We start from the raw sequence: 18,699 nt of genomic DNA, 5'->3' as shown, positions 1-18,699 counted from the left end.
GAAAAAGGTGCTGGCCCCGTTATTGTGGTTCCTTAACCAGCTGCTGACTATGTTCCTAACGTTCACGGTCGGAACACATCATTCATAAAAGGGCACCTGGGGTTTGCTTTCGGTCTGCCTGGTGCTGATTGCTGCCGCTCTGGAAATGGTCTGGCAGGGTCTACCTGGCAGGACTCAGCGTGTACCGGTCTTTTCTGCCGGCGGTGCCTGATCTGTGTCTGTCTGCCTGAGCCGATGATTCTAGGCTACAGCGGGACAGACCAATAGGGAATGCGCGGTGTTTCAGTTTTAGGGTACTGGGACCAGGCTTGCTGATGATGACTGCGGGGTAGATCTAGGAACGAGCTCTTGAAAGTCGACCGCTTCAGCGCTCGCTTCTGTTGGCTGTTCATTTAGCAGCCCAGAGAGTGCGGAGTAAAAGATGTGAACCGTTTATCTGCCATTTTTGATCCACTCTTGAGTGAACGATCGTGACCGGCAGCTGCTCTCCCATGATGCCCTGTACCAGTGCACTGACCTCCATAGGTCTGTCCTCAATCGGGTCCAGGGCAGATTTGCCTGACGCTAGGCCAGGTAAGACTGCCGCCTGTGCTGGAGGAAAAATATACGTTGGATTCACCACAAGCGTGCGCCATAGCTGGACCTCCGTGGTCGAAGAGAACAAGAACGGCTGTCGGTGCTGTGCAGCGCTAGCCGGGAAGCTCCGGCCTGGCCGGTTCCTGGCTGATGATCAGGGGCTCCTTCCTGTCGTATCAAGAAGAGGGCTGCCTGCAGGCAGCCCTCTTCTTGATTTTCCTACTGAACCTGACTGCGAAGAGCCAGCCTCAGGGAACGACGGTGGTGGATTCCGCCTTGTAGTTGGTCTGAGCCTGACCACTGCTCTCGGCAGTGTTGTTCCAGCGGAAAGTCTGCTGGTACTGGCGTGGGGCGGTGCCAGCCGGGGCACTCACCTGAGTGCGCACGAAGATAGCTCCACCGGGTGCAACACGGAAGGTTGGGGCAAAGGTCAGAGTCTGCTGGCCGGTACCTGAGGCTGCGTTTGCCGTGTAGTTGGTAACCAGCGTGGCGCTTGGGTTGGTATGGGTGCTGGTAATGGCGCCGGTCTGGGCATCACGCACAGGGGTCGGATCGTAATAGACCTGAGTATTGCTGTAGTTGAAGATGCCGGGTGTCGTCTGAACCGGATCAAGAGCACCGTAGTTGTAGATCAGCACATTGTTGGTGGCACCTTCGTTGCTGGCCGGCTCAACAGTGGCGATGCTAGACACGATCGTGCCGCTGGCGTCACCAGGACGGATCGGGTCGACCGTATCAACCAGCTGGGTCTGCTCAGCGATAAAGGAGGTGACCGTCACGCAGGCGCGGGCTTCCCCGGTGCCGCCGTTGGTGCTTGCGAACGAGCCCGTGTCGCAGTACTCGCCGCGAGGCGTGCCGGGTGCAACGGTGCTGGTGATGTTCAGAGTCAGCGTCTGGCCAGGTGCCAGGTTGATGGTCGCAGGGACCGTGCTCACCGTGCGGCTGGCAGAGTCAAAGCTCACGCTGCCGGTCTGGGCAGTGCCGCTGACGGTGTAGTTACCGGACCCGAAGTTCATAAAGGTGCCGTTGAGGTTTCCGAGCAGGTCACGCACAGCCACAGCGGTCGCTGTAGCAGAGCCGTTGTTGGTCACGGTGATGGTGCTGGCGTAGCTGCTTCCTGGGGTCAACGCATTGATGGGTGGCTGACCGGCGACCTGGGTGTTGGTCTTGGTGATCGCCAGGCGAGGCGAAGCAACCTTGAAGCAGGGAATCTGCGAAGCAACCGGGCCAATAGCCGCGCCGTTGTTGCTGGTGGCCGTCATGGTTCCCTGGTCACAGTAGGTGCCGTCGGCCGTACCGGCAGCAGCGAAGGTGAAGGTCTGTGTCGCACCGGCGGCCAGCGAGAAGGGAGCGGTGCTGAAGCCGTCATTGCCGGCCATGGTGGTGGCCACTGCCTGCGGCGCGGCGGTTACCTGACCCTGAATGGCGTAGTTGGCGGCGTTCGTATTGTTGGCCAGGGCGTCCGTGACGACCACGTTCGTGGCAGGCGCGTTGCCATTGTTGGTCACGGTGATACGGGCAAACACAGGGGTGTTTGGCGCAACCGTAATGCCGTCGGCGATAGGCGTGCCGTTGGCGTCCACCAGGCTCTTGGTGATGTTCAGGTTCGGAGCAGTGACGGTCAGGCAGGCTTCGTCCTGCAGTCCGTTGGGGGTCACCAGACCAAATTCACCGTTGTTGTAGCTGACGATGGAGGCGACATCACAGTACACACCAACCGCATTTGCCTGGGCAGGGAAGGTAAAGCTACGCGTGGCACCCGGGGCGAGGTCGAACGTAGCGTCGAAGCCATCGTTGGCGTTGGCGGTGCCGCCAGTGGGCGCTGTAATGCTGTAGGCGTTGCCGTCGCCAGTGCGCAGCACATCATTGAGCCTGATACCTGTGGCTGGGCCGGCGCCAGTGTTGGCTACAGTGATGGTGAAGTTGCGCGCCTGGTTCAACCCTGCCTGCTGGGCTTCGGGCGTCTTGGTAATGGTCAGGCGGGCGCTTGGGGCGAACGTCTTGTCCAGGAAGCGCTTGGTAATTTCGGTGCCGTTGACGTAAGCCACAGCGCGGACACGGGCGGTGGCGCGCGTGGTGACATTAGGATCGTGGTTCAGAGCGGTCCACGTAAATCCGTTAACGTCCGGGGTATTGACTCCGGTCACGTTGTACAGCGGGAACTCAGTGCTACTGGGGAAACGCGTATTGTTGCCAAGGGAATTGTTCGTGTAGGTGTTGGCGCTCAACGCATTGTCGTTGATGTCCTGGGAGGTCACAGGCGCGCCGGAAGGCTGGCCGCCGTCATCCGCTGCAGCAAAGCGGACGCTGCCCGTCTGCTCCAGAATGTCCCAGCGTACGTTTGCTCCCACAATCGGGAAGACACGGCCGTCCGCTGTCTTATAGCCCACGTAGCCTGCCGCCACGTTCTGAGTATTGAGAGGCGCCACTTCATTCATTTCTCCGGGGGTTGGCGCTCCTGGATCCGTGACGGCTCCAAGGTTGGCTGGATTGATGCCTCCGGCCTCATTTTCCATCCATGCGTAAAACACGAAGCGCGTTCCGGCATTGTTCAGGTCTTCTCGTGTGATCGGCACAACCTTGCCGTCGGCATCTAGATAGAAAGCACCATTGTTGGCGGGAACAGCCTGCAGTGTGGGGGCTACCAGGGATACGCTCTGACCGGCCGAAACTGTGAATGGGACTGTTTGGCTGACAAAGCCTTCTTTGCTGTAGGTCACCGAATAGGTGCCAGGAGCCAGACTGTTGTAACTGCTGGAAGGAACTACATTCCCATTGGCGTCCTTGACGACTACGGTATAACCGTTCGGATTCTGAATACCAACGCTGCCAACCGTAGTAGTGACAGGAGCTGGTGTAGTGGTGCCACCACCGCAAGAGGCGAGAAGAAGAACACTGGTTAAAGCAACGATCCCGATCTTCATGTTCTTATGCATATAAGCCTCCGTGAGATGTGCATCAGTTAGCCATGAGTGCAAATGCGACAGAGGTGGCTTGACCTGTGTCGGTGTGAGAACTTTGTTGTGGCCCCCGATGAACTCCTTACTTCTATATCGGAGCTTCCTCACCTGACAAGCAGGAATCACATCATGAATATAATTTATTTTTGATTTTTCCTAAAAATATAACTCGAAGCTGACGGCAATTAAATTCCGCGTCTAAAAAGTTTAATTTTTAAAAACAAAATTAAACTTTTAGAGGCGAAGATAAGAGAATGACTCTTCAGAATAAGACTTTGATAAAGATAATCTCACCGTTTATACTGCCTTTAATCTCACAGCAGTTCTCATGCAGTACTTGAAGCCGAGTCATATCGGGCTGGTGCGGTGCAAAGAAACTCCAGACTAAGCACTGACATGATCCAGATGGGCCATATCCGGACAGTGCTGCAAGGTCTTTCGCTCTGCCTATTCCTTATATTTTGGAACAAGGAAAAAACCCCGTACTAGACGGGGTTTCTGTGGTGGGTCGTGTAGGACTTGAACCTACAACCCGCTGATTAAAAGAGGGCGGATAGGCATTTCGGGGGTATCCTGACCTCTTCCGGGAAAGTACGCCAGCATTCGTATAGGACAGTATAAAGTCCCTTTTCCTTCGCCGGGAGCTTCCGGCCCGAGAGGGTATATTTCGGGGGCAAATGGGCCACGTTTGGGCCACAAGGTCTATATGACAACCTGCAGTATTTTGTTGTGTTGATCGGGGCTTTCCGGTGGTGTACGCTGGGTACAGATGACTCCGGCCCCTTCCCTGAATACCCTCACGCCCTCGAAATGGGCGCGTGTGGTGTCCGGCGTGACCTGGGCAGAGTACGCGGTGAACTGGACCGGAAAGGTTGAAGCGAAGCGCACACGCGGCCCCCTGATCGTGTGGGCTACGAAGACCGGCGAAGGGGAAGACCTGCCCTGCATGGAAGTGCCTTCGCCTTCGCCGCTGGAAGTGGAAGCGGCCCGCCTGAACATGCGCCCGCACTTCCTGGCCTTCGTGCGCTGTGCCCAAGGACGCCGCAAGACAAAGATCGGGCGGCGCATAGGTTTTCTGACACTGTGGCGTGGTGCAAGTCGGGAAGGCAGGCAAGAAGCCAAGCGGGAATATCTGTCTGACCTAAGTTACGCGGCGCTGATGGCTTGCCGGAAGCAGGAAGGGCGAAAGGGCCTTACCGGACTCATGGCCCCTAAGACACAGAGGGCCAGGAAGGAAGCTACGCTAGATATAGCCTCTGAGCGTTTCCATGATCGTCTACGGGGCTTTGCCCCCGCTTACTGGGAAAGCAGCGCAGATGGCACAGATACTCGTTCTCTAGAGGCTGCACGTAACCACTACGAAGAAGTGAAAAAAATTGTAGAAATGGGTGCCGAGATACGAGAGTTTGGGACCCACTTCATAGGTTTTGGCGAAGCAGACGTAGTTGCCGAATTTGGTAATGCCCTCGCCTACGCTCTCTTGATTAAAGACAAGCGCACTGTTTCCCTGATATACGCCAACCTGAACGCCCGGCGTTTGTGGCGTTGTCGCTTGCACGAAGCGGTAGCGCTTCGTGACCTAAAAGCTGCAGCGTTTCGCGCCCACGTCACTCGGCGCGTCCGGCCCCCTGCCCGGCGTACCCGTGCCCCACGGCCCCTGTATGCCAAGCCACGGCCTCCCACGTGCCCCTGTGCCCCCCCTGTGACCTGTCTGCCGGGCTGCTGAGACTCTGACTCAGTAGCGAAGCGGTAGGCCCGGCCCTGCCTGACGTGTGCCCCTTCCCCCTGGGAAGGCGTGGCCCTCAGACATTCACCTGACCCGGCGAAGCCTGGCAGGTGCAGGGGAACATATGACGCTGAACTCTCAGACCGCACGCCCGGACGGTGTGCCCGCTGCCTACATCGAAGCGGAAGACCGGATGCTGACCCCACAGGCCCTCTGGAAACGGTACGGCCTGCCCCGTGATTTGATCTATGAAGCCATTCATACGGAAGACCTGCCCGCGTACAACGCCGGGCGCGGTGATAAACCTCGCTTCCTGGTCGCCGTGTCGGACTTCCTGACGTGGCGTGAAACGCTCCGGGTAGGCAATAAATGACGCCCGGCACGAAGACCGGGCGGCAAGAGCAGAGAAGCGGGCAGCTTCCCCCACAGCATAGAGCGCACACGCGGCCCACGTGTCCCCCTGCCGGTGGGGGTGGCCAGTGAGTGCCCTTGATCGCGCCCTGGAACTGCTGACGCCTGGGGATGTGCTGGAACATCTGGCCGCGTACCTGGGAAAGCCTGCGCCACACATGCAGGGCAGCCGGACATACGGCCAAGTGTGCGACTTCCGGCCTGGCTGTGAGGAAAAGAACGCATCTCTGTCTTACAAGATGGGGGACGGTGGGTCGGTCTTTTTCCGATTCGGGGCTGATGAATTTAAGGGCGGCGCTCTGCTCTTCCTGCAGTCGGCGGGCCTCTCGAAGCCTGATGCGGTGGCCCGGCTGATCGAATGGGCCGGACTGACGGACGAAGACCGCACGCCCGGCGAAGGAAAGACGCCCGCGCCCTGGAAGCACTCAGGCCGGAAGGCGGCAGGACTGGCAAAAGCACGCGCTGCTCTGGAAAAGTTGCACCCTCTGGAAGACAGCAAACGACATGCGGCCCTGAGGGGCTGGCAGCGTATCGAGGTGGGCGAAGACAGCCCCGAAGCGCAGGAAGTGGCCCGGCGCGGCCTGAGCGGTGCCCTGATTTCCGGCCTGCTGACAGCCTACCGTTGGACCGGCGAAGAGGAAGGCGGGAAACGTCGCAGCCTGCCGCGCCACATCCTGCCGGGGGCGCTGTCTTTCGAGGTGCCCGGCCCGGACGGGACGCCCTGGGCAGTGAAAGCCAGGAACCCCGGCGATAAGGAAGCCCTGAAAGTGGTCAACGCTCAGCGGTACGTGTATGCCACAGCGGGACAGAGTACGCCCGCGTTTGTGGCCCGCGTGGGCGGCGAAGACGAAAGCCAGGGACGACGTGTGCTGATCGTCGAAGGGGAGTTAAACGCTGTGGCCGTGGCCGTCATGCTGGAAGCGGCGGGCCGGGGAACCCTGGCCCTGCAGCCAGACGCCCGCGCCCACGGGTGGGAAGTGCAGGGCGTGGCGTCTGCCGTGGCGTGGCCGCACGTGGCCCACATCGAAGCCGGAGCGCGGGTGTACCTGTACGCAGACCCGGACGCGGAAGGGGACGCGGCCCGCGTGAAGTGGGGCGAAGTGCTGGCCGCTCAGGGGGCACAGGTCTACCAGCTCGGCCCCACGAAGACCGGCCAGGCTTTCCCCTTCGCCGTGGAAGACGGGGGCACGGGTGAGGGCCTGATAGCAGACGCCTGTGATGCACTGGGGAATATGCCGGACACGGTGGGCATGACGACAGGACGCTACGCGGCCTGGCGTGGGGTGAAGCTGCTGGACGCGCTGGACCTGGCGCAGCCCTGGCAGCCTCAGACAAAGGAAGACGGGCAGGAAGGCAGCCCGGATGGCCAGGGCGAAGAGGGGGACGTGTGGCTGTCCAAACGTGAAGGCTTCGGGCTTCGCGGTGGCGTGCTGTGCGCCCTGAGCATGAAAAAAGACGAAGACGGCGAAGTGTACGAAAGCGCGGAAGCCCTCTGTAATTTCTCCGCGCTGATCGTCTCGCAGGTCAGCCAGGAAGACGGCACCGGGGACGCCCCGCTGTCTTTTGAGGTAGCCGGACGCTGGGCAGACGGTCAGCCCATGCGGCCCATGACGGCCCCTATGATTAGCGCGGCAGAGTTTAGCGGCATGAACTGGCCCGTGCGAGTGTACGGCGCGGAAGCCATCGTCAGGAACGGGCAGGGACGCAAAGACAAAGCCCGCGAAGCGATACAGCACCTCAGTAAGCGCCTGGGCATCACACAGCGCACCGTCTACGCCCACACAGGCTGGCTGATGCATCCGGACCACGGCCCGGTGTACTTGACCGCGGGCGCGGTGATCGGGGCGCGTGGAGCTGTCCAGGGCGTGGAAGTGGACTTAGGGCCGGGTCTGAACGCTTATGCACTGCCAGACCCTCAGGACGGCGAAGAGGAAGACGTGCGCCAGGCCGTGCGGGCGTCACTAGCTCTCCTGGAGCTTGCGCCGGACGCGGTGGGTGTGCCGGTCCTGGGTGCGGCTTACCGTGCCCCGCTGGGCCGAGCTGACTTCGCCGTATGGGCCACAGGCGAGACAGGCCGGAATAAGACGGCGCTGATGGGTCTGATACAGGCGCACTACGGAGCTGACTGGAACCGGCACCGGCTGCCGGAAGGCTGGCTGTCCACAGCGAACGCGCTTGAAAAGACGGCCCACACGATTAAGGACGCGCTGCTGATGATTGATGATTTCAAGCCGGGGGGCAGTCAGACGGACGTGAACCGCGCCCACGGCAACCTGACAAAGACCCTACAGGGCGTGGCAGATGGCACGGGACGAGGGCGCATGGGGATAGACCGGAAGCGGCAGGCAGGACTAGCGCCACGCGGTACGGTCATGTCGTCGAGTGAGACGCTACCGCGTGGGCATTCCAACCGGGCGCGGGTGGTCGTGGTGCCGGTAGAGCGCAAACTCATCCACAACCCGGCCATGTCTGCCGCGTACTACGAAGCAGAGGACCAAGCCGGGCAGGGGGTTTATGCGCTGGCTATGGCCGGCTTCGTGCAGTGGATAGCAGCGCACTATGACGCAGTGCGGGTAGGCAGCCCGGCGCATAAGGCCATGACACGGGACCTGGCCCCCCACTTCGAAGGCGCACACGGGCGCACCGGCCCCGCAGCGGCAGAGTTGGCATACGGACACGCGGCCTTCCTGACCTTCGCCGTACACGTGAGGGCCATCACGGAAGACGCAGCGGCCCGCATGTGGTCGCGGGTGGTCGCGGCCCTGAGGGACACGGCAGGCGGTCAGGGCGCACACCTGCAGGACGAAGACCCGGTAACACGAGCCCTCTCTCTTCTGGCTGGCCTGCTCAGTCAGGGCGCGGTCTTCCTCGAAGAAGCCAGCGGCGAAGAGGCGCACGCCCCACCGGAAGACGTGGCCCACCTGTACGGCTGGCAGGCGAAGACCTGGCGTACGGAACACGGCGAAGGGGTAGAACTCCGCACGCGGCCCGGTGCGCGGCTGATCGGGTATTACGCCCGGACGGGCGGGGACGAATGGGGCTACTTCCTGCCGGACGCCTTACACGGGGAGCTGCAGCGGGCCGCACAGGCGCAGGGCGGGGCCGTCCTGCCGGACGCCTCCACCCTGTACGGGAACATGAAAGACCGCTTTCACGCTCAGGGCTTCATGCGCTGTGAGGTGGAGAAAGGCGGCGAAGGAAGGCCCGGACGGGTGCGGCCCCACTACAAGGCCACTGCACGGGGACAGCGTGGGCGCTTCGTGGCGCTGAGGCTTCCCATAGACCCGGAAGCGTACAATCTGGGGACACTGGGGACAGACGGCGAAGAAAGAACGTCTAGCACGGTGTCCCGCTCTGTCCCCAGCTTTAATACTTTTATTGATTGTTTGGGGACAATGGGGACACTTCCTCTTATAAGGGGCGCGTCTTTCGCTTCGCCGGACTTCCCTCACACCCTGACCCTCGAAGACCTGGCAGATATCGAGGAAGGCGCAGATCTGCCCGGCGTGGTGACGCTGTGATCGGCCAAGACGTGCGCGGCCTTCTGACAGCCCTGGAAGCTTGCGGGGTACGTCTGTCTGTGGGCCAGGGGGGCACGCTGGCCCTGACCGGCAAACGGCCCCCTGCTGACCTCCTGAACGCCCTGCAGGCTGGAAAAGGGGACGTGCTGGCCTACCTCACGGCGAAGGAAGACGAAGGGCAGGGGGGAGCGTCTCTTCCTTCGCCGGAAGTTCTGCCGGGCGTCTCTGTTACAAACACAACGGAAGGCCGCGTCCTGCCGGACTGGGCACAGATCAGCGCACAGCCGGGCCGCTGTGGAAGCTGTACGCGTGCGGAAGATGCGCCGGACTGGGGGCCGCTGATGGTCACGTGTACGTGTGACCCGGTGGCATGGTGGCCCCTGCCTGCCCCTTTCGCCCTGCACGTGGGCGCACGGTGCGGCGCTTACCTGCACGCAGGCGAAGAGGTGGGGCGCGGGTGGCGGTCACGGCACACCGGGAAGCGCTGGGGGCCAGCCGTGCCCGTGGCCTGGGATGACCTGCCCACGCTGGAAGGGGGGGCAGCATGACGGGCTTACAGTGGGCCGTCCTGAGTGCTTACGCCCGTGTCCTGCCACCTGGCAGCCATGCGCGGCAGGTGATCGAAGGCGCTACCGCGAAGGGCACGCCCGGACCTGCAGCGCAGCGTGTGGCCCTGAGCGTGGCGCAGTCGTCCGGGATGATCGAGCGGGGCCGGATAACCGAGTTTGGCCGGGATGCGGCCCGCGCCTTCCTGCCCCGGCTGGGTCTGGACCTGGCGAAGGGGAAAGCATGACATCGGGCGCCTACATGCTGGCCTGTACGCTGTTCACCCTCGAAAACGTGGCCCCTTACCTGTCCGGGTCGCTTGGCTGTCTTTCCTTCGCCGGGCCGTCGTTGAAGTTCACAAACGGAGCCACATGCACGCGGGCAGCTTGACACCTTCCGGCCTGCCGCTGGCCCTCGAAACCTTACGGGGCGTATTGGTCCCCCCCCTCTCTATAGACGGCCCCACTGTGGGCCAGGTGGTGAAGCATGGCAAACCCTAACCCTACAGAAGCCCGGAAGGCCAAACGCGCCCGGCGAAGAGGCAAACCCGGCACCCTCGAAGATGCCCGTGCCCTGCTGTGGCGTGCCCTCTCGCGGGCCGGTGAGCTGCTGGAAGAGGAAGACCCGGCCCTGAGCCTGAAAGCCATCCACGCCATTTCACAGGGGGCTGCAGCATATGCCCGCATTGTGGAAGTCGGAGAGCTGGAAGCGCGTATAGCGGCCCTGGAAGGGGACGGCAGTGAAGAGGAAGGCAGCGGCCCACGGCTGGGACGGGGTGCAGCATGACCGGCAGGAAAGCGCAGCGACTGGCCCGACTGGAAGCGAAACGCCGGGCGTTCGAAGCGTCACACGTGCGCATCTCAGACATTCCAGGCTTCCTGCTGGCCGTCCTGCAGATCGTCGAAGAGGGAGGCGGGCCGGACACGGTGGGCCGTGTGGCTGGTCGCCTGGTCAGTGAGAAGGCGCAGCGTGTGGCTGCACTTATCGGGGGGACAGCATGAAGGCAGGGACACGCGGGCGTCTAGCCCGACTGGCAGCGAAGCAGCCAGGGGAAGCGGTGCGGGTGGTTATCACACGGCAGATCGTGGATCACGGGCCGGACGGTGTGCCGGTGCCCGTCAGGACTGAGCGGCGTGAAGTCCTGCTGTATCCGGCAGGGGGCCAGCCATGACCAGGCGCGGCAGGCTGACGAAGCTTGAAGCCCGGCGAAGTGAGGAAGACGCGGGGGATATGATGGGCATCTTCGAGGCTGATCTAGAAGCGGGCGTGTGGCGTGAAATAGCAGGGGGCCAGGGCCGGACGCTTCCTCTTTCACCGGAAGACCTGAGGGAAGCGGGCAGCCTGCATACGGCAGGCGGTGGGCTGCTGATGCTGGCCCCTGCCGGTGGGGCTAAGGTCATATCAGGCGTGTACTGGGGTGACTTGTGAGGTCATCGGTGACATTACTGTCGGCGCGAAAGCTTTGCGTCGTAGACATCCATAAAGGGTTGTCCTGTCTCGACAGGGAACAGGCGAAACACCGCGATTTGTTCAACCGAACCGTAAGGATTATTTGCCCCCACCATGTCCCCCACCACTTCCCCGTTTTTCTTTATGGTCACCTCCCAGAACAGAGTGGGGTGGCCTTGCGTGCTTTGAGGCGTAAGCGTCGCACCCCACCGCCCCTCACCTTCACCGGCCACATCGTAGGTTTTCCCCCTGAATGTAAGGGAGCCGTCTATGTCGTATTTCTCGGTGGTGTTGTAACGAGCGGTGAGATTCAACGTCATGACTTCCACTGGACTGGGCTGATTCCGTGAAGTGACGTTGCCTCGCCAAGCTCCGTGCAGGATGTGAGGATTGGCCGGGACACTCAGGGCGATTGGGCCCTCACGGCCACAAGCAGTCAAAAGCCCCACCAGGACCAGAAACCCACCTTTTTTCCGCATGTCCTTAGTGTATCGGGGGTCGTATGACGACGAAGAAGAAAGTGCGCGGGACGTTGGCCCGGCTTGAAGTGCTGGAAGACCGGCACGCGGCGCGGGTGGTAAAGATCGAAGAACAGAAGACGGCCACCCTGGCCCGCGCTTTGGACCTGCTGACCGGGGAAGATCGGGCGGCATTCTGGGAATGCATGGATGCTCAGGAAGACGTGGCGCTGTGGGCGCGTTTGCGCGTCATGCTGGCCCACCTGGAAGACATGCCCTTGGACCTGCCAGGCGCGGAAGAGGCGCGGGTGTGGGCGCGCGAGCTGGCAGACCTGCCGGACGGTGTGCCCTTCCCGCTGCCTGCTGATACTTTTCTTTTCGCCGGGTACTTCGAAGCGGAAGCCAGGAGGGGCGAAGAAATGGCCCGCGCTGTCCCGTTGTCCCTGGAAGCTCAAAGCATGAGCCGGTGGGTAACGGCACAGTGGCGCTTCGAAGCTGCAGCGGTGCGCGTGATTGGGGGGCAGCCATGACGGCGAAAGGAAAGAATGGGGACGCGCTGGCCGGGCATTACACGATGGGCGGCAGACCCCTGACCCACCTGGGCTACGGCACCTGCCGCCCTGTCCCTTACGTGGCCCGTGTGACGGTGCGGGAAGCCTGCCAGGCGCGGGGCCTGAGCGTGTATCAAGTCGCCATGTCCGGTTTAGCTCAGGGCACCATAGACGCAGGCACCGTGTACCGGCTGGCCCGTGGGGACACATCGCGTATTGATCTGCCCACCTTGGCAACCGTGGCGGGAATTATTGACGCCCTGAGCGGGCAGCCAGTGGGCGTCTCGGAGCTGCTGAGTTTGGAAGAGGCGGAAGAGTAAGCCTCAGGTTTTTTCAGGTGTTCGAAGCGCCCATCCTGCAGGCGGGAAGCCGTGAGGGTGGGCGCTGTGTCTTTCACCAGTAGCGTTCGCTGAGATTACGGCGAAGAAAAAGTAGTCAATTGTCCGCGTGGCCTAACGCCTACTACTGGTCCCGATACCTGTTAAATGCTTGGACCAATCTGCTTATTCAGCTTGTCACATCATATGAAGCGCCAGTCGGTAATAGTGGCTGTTCGCACTACTCGCGTTGAGCGTCAACGCGTATGCATCACAGAGGCCGCCCTGCTCATGGCAGTGGGGTGGGATAGGAAAGCACTAATCAAGAAGTACAAGGAAACGGAGACTTTTTACGGCCTCTGCTTATCCTTTTGATTTACAAATCGTTAGTTTTTCCTGCTTCCCTACGGTCATATTCATCTTGCCAAAGTGGTCCGTAGTAGTCGAGTCGAATGTTTCCACCCTTGAGTGTTTCAATGGCTACTCCTGCCTCATCGTCTGACCAGTATGTTTCCATGTACACCTCTCCCAAGCGAATGCCCTGAGAGAGCTGGGTGACCGATGTAATGTCCTCGAACTGCGCACTCCGCTTATCCTGTTCACTTTCAGGGGCTCCGTACTTCTCGGTCAGAGTTGAGGACAGAGCATTGAAAAGTTGCATTGGACTGGAAACCTCTTCCGTAATAACCGTAACGCAAGCGAGTTCGTCATCAGAATTATATTTCAAGAAAATGTTAGCGCTGGCAGTACCCACAATTCCTGTGTACCGAACGTCCCTAGCTCCATCCACCGGCACTACCGCAACGAACTTGTAGCCCTTCTTGAGCATGATGGCGTGCGCTTGGTTGGCTGTAAGGCCCCATTCCAGACTGGCAAAGTTGATCGCAGCGCTTGCATAGGTCGTAAAGCTGAGCAGGAGTACCGCCACAAGGGCTAATAGTTTTCTCATAACGCAACTCTAGCAACTGGATTTCTCCAAGACCAGCGACCCCCCGTCACTGGACCCTGCCAATGATGGGGTCTTTCTATTGGAGGCCTATTGAACACTACGCTCTGACCATCCGAGTGCCTGACGCGGCAGACCGTCATAAAGATGAAACTGAAGGAATAGCCGATTACAACGTTCGTTCATTGAGTTTCCAAGGCACCCACAGGGGGTGGACATGCACAAGAAGCGATACATGCAGGCCAGTAGATGCCGATAGGCAGGCGGTGCAACTCCGGCAGGCTCGCCCCACACCGAGCGCTACAGTGAATTATGCCAATCCTAGTCGTGACCACCAGCAAGGGTGGAAGGCACACCTACAGAGGTTCACAGGAAGTTCTGCAGGAGTACGTGGACACATACCAAATCTTCAGCAGTAGCGGCGGCCCGAACATCTTGGAATTCAACAACAGTGATCCGAACCAGCCTAGTGACCAAATCAGCATGAACATCATCACGAGCATGGTGATTCACCCTGATGACCTTCAGTCCGTTCCTGAGCCCATTACCGATGCGATGGTAGATAACGCCATGGACAAGAAGTAAAGCAAGGACACCACCGCGCCCCCGCCCTTGATGACCTGCCGGACGGGCAGCCTTACCCGGTTCCGTCTGACCTGCCTTCCTTCGCCGCTTACTTCATCGAAGAGGCGGGCCGCTGCACGGAATTACTGGCGCACCTGGAAGTGTGCGAAGACCTGCCGGACGGCGTGACCCGTGAAGCCGGGCAGGCCGTGGCCCGGTATGCGCGGGCCGTGTGGCTGTTTGATGCGGCCTTGTGCGAAGTCCTGAGCGGGCAGCCATGAAGGCGAAAGGGAAAGACTAGGCTCGATAATGGGATAGTGCGGTATGTCTTGGGCCGATTGGGGATGGGTTTTATTGGGAGGCGTTGCAGTCCTGTGGTACCCGCTCTTCATCGTGCTGTCACCCGTCGTCACCTTGGTGAAGGTGTGGCGGATGCGGGGGCCCAAAGCGGCCTTTCAAGAGGCTGGAGCAGAGGCTGCAGGTCTTGTTCTGATTGGCCTTGGTTTTGCTCTACTTTTTGGGCTGATAACAGGTGCAGTCATGCTCTTTGGTTGGTGGGCGGAGCGGGCAGATAGGCTGACGGTGCCGTACTGACGGTGACTGGCGAAAATCGTGTGCGCGGTCTTTCTGCAGGAAAGGGGCAGGCTGTGGTGCTAGGTCGTGTCGGCCAAGGTTAGGTGGCCTCATGCTGTAGTTTCTCCTCAATGGGGAATTCTTGACGCGTCAGAAGAGCCAGGTGTGAACAGTTGGCAACTTCGACGACCTCAAAGCGTACCTTCCGGCCGTCCGATTGGCCTGCACACGCCGGTGATGTTGATGGTCACAACAGGTGAAGGGTACACATAAGAAGGTGTACTGGCGCTATAGCAGCGGCCTCCTGGCGTGATGACGGAGAGTTCTCCGAGGTTAGTTCAGGTCATAGGTTACCTCTTGTAGAAGGGAATAAAAAAACCCCGCACGCGGCGGAGCTCGAGAGCCTAAGAGGATTACTTCTTGTTCTTGAGGTCCCCCAGAAGGCGGATAATCTCTGCATTCTGTTTAACCTGTAGATATTCCAGACGCACACGTGCTTCGTCGGACGCTTGACTAACCTGCACGGCACTTTTTGCCATGCCCACAAGTCCGGCGTACTCCGTGTAAATTGCGTCCGCCCGCTTGACAGCTTCATTTGGCTTGAGGTTAATCATGGGACCCACGTCACCCTCAAACGCCTGACCGAGCACCATGCCACCAGCGAACAGGCCGAGGGCCAACCCAAATGTCTTCAGTTTTTGCATGCTCAAGGATAACAGTCCTGAAAAACTTTTATTGACCTTACAAACAATTAGTTCACTATGACTCGGCGCGTATTCGCTGAATCATCAGAGGAAAATCGGCAGCGGACAGTGTTGTCTGTAAAGTAGGGGTAGCCTCCAGAATGGCGCAAAAAGATGTTCTGTGTTTGCCCGGGCGTCCATTTGCTGGGAGTTGCAGCGGTAGCCAGCGATGTGGACAGATATGAATACCCGTCCTCCGAGCAGGAGGCTCTCACCCAAATGCTGCCCGCTTCTTCCGTGCCGGTATAAGTGAAAGTGGCTGTGACGGTGGCTGTGTCATACCGAGAAGCTGTGAAGTGGTTAAGGCGGATAGTGTAGGGGGTCGCTTCCGTCATATAAGCCGTGCGTGACTCCGCAGCCAGCTGGTTCCCAGCCAGGTCTTTCGCTTCGCGTGTCACCACTAACGTATATGAAGTGCTTGATTTAAGCGCCGAGCTTGGTTTGATACTGGCGGAGGATGACCCAGTGGTCACAGTGGCTGGCACAGTCGCCCCAGTGCTGTCCTGAAGCTTCACCGCTGCCTGTAGTGAGGCCGGATTCATCTCCTCACTGAAGGCCACCATAATGCTGCCATCCATCTGCAGATTCCCCTTAAAGACCGTTGGGTACAGGTTGCGGATAACTGGAGCCTCCCGATCAGAAGGTGCACCTGTGCCTCCGCAAGCAACAATCAAGGTCAGGAAAGGCAGCAGAACCACTGTGCGTTTTTGCATACCTCCAAAGTACAACGCCTCACCTTCAGGTGAGGCGCAATTTGTAAAAGATGCTTACGTGAGACGATGCCTGTCTAGTTGCGCTTGAAAGCGACAAAGCAGAAATCAGTCAACAGACCGCTGAGCAAACTCTAAGGAGACTTCCTTTTTCGTCGTTTCAACTAGCTGCAGCGGGCCGCGTGGACTGCCTGGGATATGGGGAAGCGCTGGGGACTGCTTATTTAAGCTATGAGTTATCTTCCCAATAAGTGGCTGCCATTTTATCCATAAGTTCGCGGAATGATTTTATGACCTCCTCGGTGTTATTTGTTGTAGAAGCAGAGGTAATTGTTATGATGTGGTCATGGTACAGGTGCCACTCCATAATTGGATCATAAACAGATAAACTGACAGAGTACGCGCGAGCCCCGCCTTTAACAGGAGCAGTAGAAACCATTGAAACAAAATATTCGGCTTTCAGATCGGCATTTTTGCACGAATCAGAAAGCCGGTAAGCTTTGCTTATCGTGTTTAATGATTTAGTCAATTCTGATTTGACATTTGGAAGCCATTGAGCAGTTTTCGAATCGACCATAACATTCGCTGTCGTCGGCGCGCAGATTTTGAAGCCGAGTAAACCTCCTGCTTCCACAGAGCACAACATTGAAAGCAATAAGGACCATGTCAGAATTTTTTTCATTGTCTTATTGTGCCCTAGTATGAGTATGTCACAGTTGGTTTGAAGGACTGGGCCTCGATAGTTCGTAGGAAAAGTCAAGAATTGACCTGGGATGCAGGCTTTTCATGCGGCCCCCTGCCGATGGGCTTTCCACGACTGCAGCGCGTGCGCGTGCACTTCCAGGGCTTCGAGTAATTCACGGCAGACCCGGACGGCGTGTAGGGGCAGGACGGTCTTACTGTCTGCTGTTTCGAAGATCACCGCAGATCCGGCAGGCAGGAAGACACGCGGCCCGGCTTCTGGCAACGGATGTGGTGCTTTCACGGTCACGCGGCAGTCTTCCGGGACGCGGTACAGACCGAGTGTGCCGGTGTAATTGTCAGCGCACACATATAGGGCAGGTCTGCCGTCCCCTTCGAAGATCAGGGAAGCGGCCCGGAGGGTGACGGCGAAAGGGAAGACAGGATGCGGGGCGCGAGCTTTCGCCTTCCTGGTAGGTGTGGGCTTCCTCACGGCGTTGCCTCTTCACGGTGAAGAGATGCTTGCGTGTGAGCAATGGCACGGCGAAAGACGAAGGCCAGCGCCAGGAAGCCCACGTAGACGCCACAGACGGTAAAGGTGAAAGCGTGGGGGCTGTCAGACCCGGCGAAGAGAAGACAGGTCAGGTAAAGCGCGGTAAGCGTGCGCGTCATGGTGGGACCTTCCTGTGTGGTGCCCTCGAAACAGGGGGCGAAGCGGGCGCATGGGCGTCTTCCTCTTCGCCGGGTGAACTGGGTACGCGGATAGGGCTTCGAGAGGGAAGCGGGGGGCACGTGGCCCCCCTGAGTGGGTCAGGCAGCGCGGGCGTGGGTGTCCTGCAGGAAGCGCCACACCTGCCGGGCGTCCGTCTCGGTCAGTGCGGCCAGGCTGTACACGGCCCGGTCAAGGGCAGCGCCAGCGAAGCCGTAATGCTCACCCGTGGGGACGCCTGCCCGCGCCAAGAGGCGATGAAGCTTCGAAGCCTGCGCCTTCCCGATGGTGGGGGGCGTGGGGGCTTCGAGCGTCTGAGCGGTCAGGATGACGGTGTGCGCGGCCTGCAGAATGCCCACGGCGCGGGCCAGGGGGGCCGCTTCGCCGTCTACGGTGGCCTGCAGACCGACTACTGTGCGGGTCAGGGTCACGGTATAGACGGTGCGGGAGACGGTCACGCCGCATTCCCTGTCGGTCACGGTGGCTTCCCACTGTCGGAAGGTGGCGCGGGGCTGGGTGGTATCGTTCATCTTGCTTCCTCTCTTTTGGGCTGGGAGTCAGTCAGGGACGCGGAAACTTGCCGGTCGAAGCGTCTCTGTCTGCTGAGATAAATGTTAGCACATGTGGCTTATACTGCAAGCCTAATGTGCTAATTAGCCACATGTGTTAAGATGGCGTCATGAATGACGAAGTGAGGGCGAAGGTGGACACCCGGTTACACGAGAAGCACATGACACGTGCTGATCTAGCCCGCGCTCTGGGAAAAACACCTCAGGAGATCAGCCGAGCGTTAAATGGTGGCCCGCGTGGGGGAAGCGTCCCTCCCCTCTGGGCCGCGATTCTCGAAGCCTTAGACCTTCGCCTGACGGTGGAAACGGGCCGAGAAGTGCAGGTGGGGGAGAGAGACCTATGAAGCCGGTGCGGCACTTCAAGCTTCTTGTTAAGGTTTCTTACCTTAAAAAAGGAAATGGCCTCAACCTATATGCTCTTGAGGACAGTCTGAAGAAAAAGAGTCGCAAATTTTTTCCTATACACACATACCATGCTTTAACCCAGCTATCGAGTAGTGGCGCAGAGTTTTCGTTGATGTTTACCGATGATATGGAAGATAGAACCATAACTCTTTTTACACGAGAATGTATTTCGGAGTGCATCGTTGGTCAGTGGGATCACATCGAAATAGATCAAATTCTATTTGATGACAGGGAGATACCAAGTTATCGATCAGCAGGGGCACATTTGGTGGTTAGTAAGCACA

The 18,699-nt window shown here is 59.4% G+C and carries 21 protein-coding genes; 12 read left to right on the top strand and 9 right to left on the bottom strand.

Annotation, left to right across the window (positions count from 1 at the left end; genetic code table 11):
* Positions 1–824: 824 nt before the first annotated feature.
* Positions 825–3,512, bottom strand: coding sequence for a DUF11 domain-containing protein (locus tag DEIDE_RS07620; RefSeq protein WP_012693370.1), 2,688 nt, complete (start codon positions 3,510–3,512; stop codon positions 825–827).
* A gap of 1,874 nt (positions 3,513–5,386) precedes the next feature.
* Here DEIDE_RS07620 and DEIDE_RS07610 point away from each other — a divergent pair.
* From DEIDE_RS07610 to DEIDE_RS07580, 8 genes are all read left to right on the top strand, one after another.
* The gene (locus DEIDE_RS07610) at positions 5,387–5,635 is read left to right on the top strand and encodes a hypothetical protein (RefSeq protein ID WP_012693368.1); all 249 of its coding nucleotides are present in this window, start codon (positions 5,387–5,389) and stop codon (positions 5,633–5,635) included.
* 106 nt (positions 5,636–5,741) lie between these two features.
* The gene (locus tag DEIDE_RS07605) at positions 5,742–9,194 is read left to right on the top strand and encodes a DUF927 domain-containing protein (RefSeq protein WP_012693367.1); all 3,453 of its coding nucleotides are present in this window, start codon (positions 5,742–5,744) and stop codon (positions 9,192–9,194) included.
* Complete coding sequence (locus DEIDE_RS07600) at positions 9,191–9,742, top strand: hypothetical protein (protein ID WP_012693366.1); 552 nt, start codon at positions 9,191–9,193, stop codon at positions 9,740–9,742. The genes DEIDE_RS07605 and DEIDE_RS07600 overlap by 4 nt, the downstream gene beginning before the upstream one ends.
* Positions 9,739–9,987 (top strand): hypothetical protein, encoded by a 249-nt coding sequence (locus DEIDE_RS07595; RefSeq protein WP_041227173.1) that lies wholly within the window; start codon positions 9,739–9,741, stop codon positions 9,985–9,987. The genes DEIDE_RS07600 and DEIDE_RS07595 overlap by 4 nt, the downstream gene beginning before the upstream one ends.
* Positions 9,988–10,226: 239 nt before the next feature.
* Positions 10,227–10,526 carry a hypothetical protein gene (locus tag DEIDE_RS07590; protein ID WP_041227172.1) on the top strand — a complete coding sequence of 100 codons (300 nt, stop codon included), beginning with the start codon at positions 10,227–10,229 and terminating at the stop codon, positions 10,524–10,526.
* Positions 10,523–10,741, top strand: coding sequence for a hypothetical protein (locus tag DEIDE_RS07585; RefSeq protein ID WP_012693365.1), 219 nt, complete (start codon positions 10,523–10,525; stop codon positions 10,739–10,741). The genes DEIDE_RS07590 and DEIDE_RS07585 overlap by 4 nt, the downstream gene beginning before the upstream one ends.
* Positions 10,738–10,911: a hypothetical protein gene (locus DEIDE_RS19020; RefSeq protein WP_162485418.1), complete on the top strand. Its 174-nt coding sequence runs from the start codon at positions 10,738–10,740 to the stop codon at positions 10,909–10,911. The genes DEIDE_RS07585 and DEIDE_RS19020 overlap by 4 nt, the downstream gene beginning before the upstream one ends.
* Positions 10,908–11,168 carry a hypothetical protein gene (locus DEIDE_RS07580; protein WP_041227171.1) on the top strand — a complete coding sequence of 87 codons (261 nt, stop codon included), beginning with the start codon at positions 10,908–10,910 and terminating at the stop codon, positions 11,166–11,168. The genes DEIDE_RS19020 and DEIDE_RS07580 overlap by 4 nt, the downstream gene beginning before the upstream one ends.
* Before the next feature lie 14 nt (positions 11,169–11,182).
* Here the strand turns inward: DEIDE_RS07580 and DEIDE_RS07575 are convergent, their stop codons facing one another.
* Positions 11,183–11,668 carry a hypothetical protein gene (locus DEIDE_RS07575; protein ID WP_162485417.1) on the bottom strand — a complete coding sequence of 162 codons (486 nt, stop codon included), beginning with the start codon at positions 11,666–11,668 and terminating at the stop codon, positions 11,183–11,185.
* Positions 11,669–11,691: 23 nt separating this feature from the next.
* On the opposite strand from DEIDE_RS07575, the gene DEIDE_RS07570 reads away from it, so the two are divergent.
* Entirely contained in the window at positions 11,692–12,177 is a 486-nt protein-coding gene (locus DEIDE_RS07570; protein WP_012693363.1) for a hypothetical protein, read from the top strand.
* Positions 12,174–12,518 (top strand): helix-turn-helix domain-containing protein, encoded by a 345-nt coding sequence (locus DEIDE_RS07565; protein ID WP_012693362.1) that lies wholly within the window; start codon positions 12,174–12,176, stop codon positions 12,516–12,518. Before DEIDE_RS07570 ends, DEIDE_RS07565 begins: the two co-directional genes overlap by 4 nt.
* Positions 12,519–12,891: 373 nt before the next feature.
* On the opposite strand, the gene DEIDE_RS07560 is transcribed toward DEIDE_RS07565, so the two are convergent.
* A complete protein-coding gene (locus tag DEIDE_RS07560; protein ID WP_012693361.1) occupies positions 12,892–13,464 on the bottom strand; it encodes a hypothetical protein in 573 nt (190 codons plus the stop codon).
* 324 nt (positions 13,465–13,788) lie between these two features.
* On the opposite strand from DEIDE_RS07560, the gene DEIDE_RS07555 reads away from it, so the two are divergent.
* Positions 13,789–14,046 (top strand): hypothetical protein, encoded by a 258-nt coding sequence (locus DEIDE_RS07555; protein ID WP_162485416.1) that lies wholly within the window; start codon positions 13,789–13,791, stop codon positions 14,044–14,046.
* Between the two features lie 965 nt (positions 14,047–15,011).
* Here the strand turns inward: DEIDE_RS07555 and DEIDE_RS07545 are convergent.
* The 6 genes from DEIDE_RS07545 to DEIDE_RS07530 all read right to left on the bottom strand — a co-directional run bounded on the left by DEIDE_RS07545 (position 15,012) and on the right by DEIDE_RS07530 (position 17,971).
* Complete coding sequence (locus tag DEIDE_RS07545) at positions 15,012–15,302, bottom strand: hypothetical protein (protein ID WP_041227166.1); 291 nt, start codon at positions 15,300–15,302, stop codon at positions 15,012–15,014.
* A gap of 47 nt (positions 15,303–15,349) precedes the next feature.
* Positions 15,350–16,054 (bottom strand): Ig-like domain-containing domain, encoded by a 705-nt coding sequence (locus tag DEIDE_RS18415; protein ID WP_012693357.1) that lies wholly within the window; start codon positions 16,052–16,054, stop codon positions 15,350–15,352.
* A gap of 226 nt (positions 16,055–16,280) precedes the next feature.
* Positions 16,281–16,733: a hypothetical protein gene (locus tag DEIDE_RS19015; protein WP_162485415.1), complete on the bottom strand. Its 453-nt coding sequence runs from the start codon at positions 16,731–16,733 to the stop codon at positions 16,281–16,283.
* Positions 16,734–16,835: 102 nt separating this feature from the next.
* Positions 16,836–17,102, bottom strand: a complete 267-nt coding sequence (locus DEIDE_RS19515) for a hypothetical protein (RefSeq protein ID WP_041227165.1) — start codon at positions 17,100–17,102, stop codon at positions 16,836–16,838.
* A 119-nt stretch (positions 17,103–17,221) separates the two neighbouring features.
* Positions 17,222–17,404, bottom strand: coding sequence for a hypothetical protein (locus tag DEIDE_RS07535; RefSeq protein ID WP_041227164.1), 183 nt, complete (start codon positions 17,402–17,404; stop codon positions 17,222–17,224).
* A gap of 138 nt (positions 17,405–17,542) precedes the next feature.
* Positions 17,543–17,971, bottom strand: a complete 429-nt coding sequence (locus DEIDE_RS07530; RefSeq protein ID WP_012693354.1) for a hypothetical protein — start codon at positions 17,969–17,971, stop codon at positions 17,543–17,545.
* A gap of 149 nt (positions 17,972–18,120) precedes the next feature.
* Between DEIDE_RS07530 and DEIDE_RS19860 the strand changes: the two genes are divergently transcribed.
* Positions 18,121–18,354 (top strand): helix-turn-helix domain-containing protein, encoded by a 234-nt coding sequence (locus tag DEIDE_RS19860; protein WP_012693353.1) that lies wholly within the window; start codon positions 18,121–18,123, stop codon positions 18,352–18,354.
* Positions 18,355–18,699: the final 345 nt, after the last annotated feature.

It is taken from the genome of Deinococcus deserti VCD115 (assembly GCF_000020685.1).
GTDB lineage: Bacteria > Deinococcota > Deinococci > Deinococcales > Deinococcaceae > Deinococcus > Deinococcus deserti.
This window is presented reverse-complemented; position numbering and strand designations above follow the sequence as displayed.

Excerpts from the sequence above, each read along its gene's own strand:
- DEIDE_RS19860 (WP_012693353.1), top strand. The coding sequence starts at position 18,121 with ATGAATGACGAAGTGAGGGCGAAGGTGGACACCCGGTTACACGAGAAG.
- DEIDE_RS07620 (WP_012693370.1), bottom strand. The coding sequence starts at position 3,512 with ATGCATAAGAACATGAAGATCGGGATCGTTGCTTTAACCAGTGTTCTT.
- DEIDE_RS07545 (WP_041227166.1), bottom strand. The coding sequence starts at position 15,302 with ATGCAAAAACTGAAGACATTTGGGTTGGCCCTCGGCCTGTTCGCTGGT.
- DEIDE_RS07580 (WP_041227171.1), top strand. The coding sequence starts at position 10,908 with ATGACCAGGCGCGGCAGGCTGACGAAGCTTGAAGCCCGGCGAAGTGAG.
- DEIDE_RS07595 (WP_041227173.1), top strand. The coding sequence starts at position 9,739 with ATGACGGGCTTACAGTGGGCCGTCCTGAGTGCTTACGCCCGTGTCCTG.
- DEIDE_RS07610 (WP_012693368.1), top strand. The coding sequence starts at position 5,387 with ATGACGCTGAACTCTCAGACCGCACGCCCGGACGGTGTGCCCGCTGCC.
- DEIDE_RS19020 (WP_162485418.1), top strand. The coding sequence starts at position 10,738 with ATGAAGGCAGGGACACGCGGGCGTCTAGCCCGACTGGCAGCGAAGCAG.
- DEIDE_RS18415 (WP_012693357.1), bottom strand. The coding sequence starts at position 16,054 with ATGCAAAAACGCACAGTGGTTCTGCTGCCTTTCCTGACCTTGATTGTT.
- DEIDE_RS07565 (WP_012693362.1), top strand. The coding sequence starts at position 12,174 with ATGACGGCGAAAGGAAAGAATGGGGACGCGCTGGCCGGGCATTACACG.
- DEIDE_RS07575 (WP_162485417.1), bottom strand. The coding sequence starts at position 11,668 with ATGCGGAAAAAAGGTGGGTTTCTGGTCCTGGTGGGGCTTTTGACTGCT.
- DEIDE_RS07560 (WP_012693361.1), bottom strand. The coding sequence starts at position 13,464 with ATGAGAAAACTATTAGCCCTTGTGGCGGTACTCCTGCTCAGCTTTACG.
- DEIDE_RS07535 (WP_041227164.1), bottom strand. The coding sequence starts at position 17,404 with ATGACGCGCACGCTTACCGCGCTTTACCTGACCTGTCTTCTCTTCGCC.
- DEIDE_RS07590 (WP_041227172.1), top strand. The coding sequence starts at position 10,227 with ATGGCAAACCCTAACCCTACAGAAGCCCGGAAGGCCAAACGCGCCCGG.
- DEIDE_RS07570 (WP_012693363.1), top strand. The coding sequence starts at position 11,692 with ATGACGACGAAGAAGAAAGTGCGCGGGACGTTGGCCCGGCTTGAAGTG.
- DEIDE_RS07530 (WP_012693354.1), bottom strand. The coding sequence starts at position 17,971 with ATGAACGATACCACCCAGCCCCGCGCCACCTTCCGACAGTGGGAAGCC.
- DEIDE_RS19015 (WP_162485415.1), bottom strand. The coding sequence starts at position 16,733 with ATGAAAAAAATTCTGACATGGTCCTTATTGCTTTCAATGTTGTGCTCT.
- DEIDE_RS07585 (WP_012693365.1), top strand. The coding sequence starts at position 10,523 with ATGACCGGCAGGAAAGCGCAGCGACTGGCCCGACTGGAAGCGAAACGC.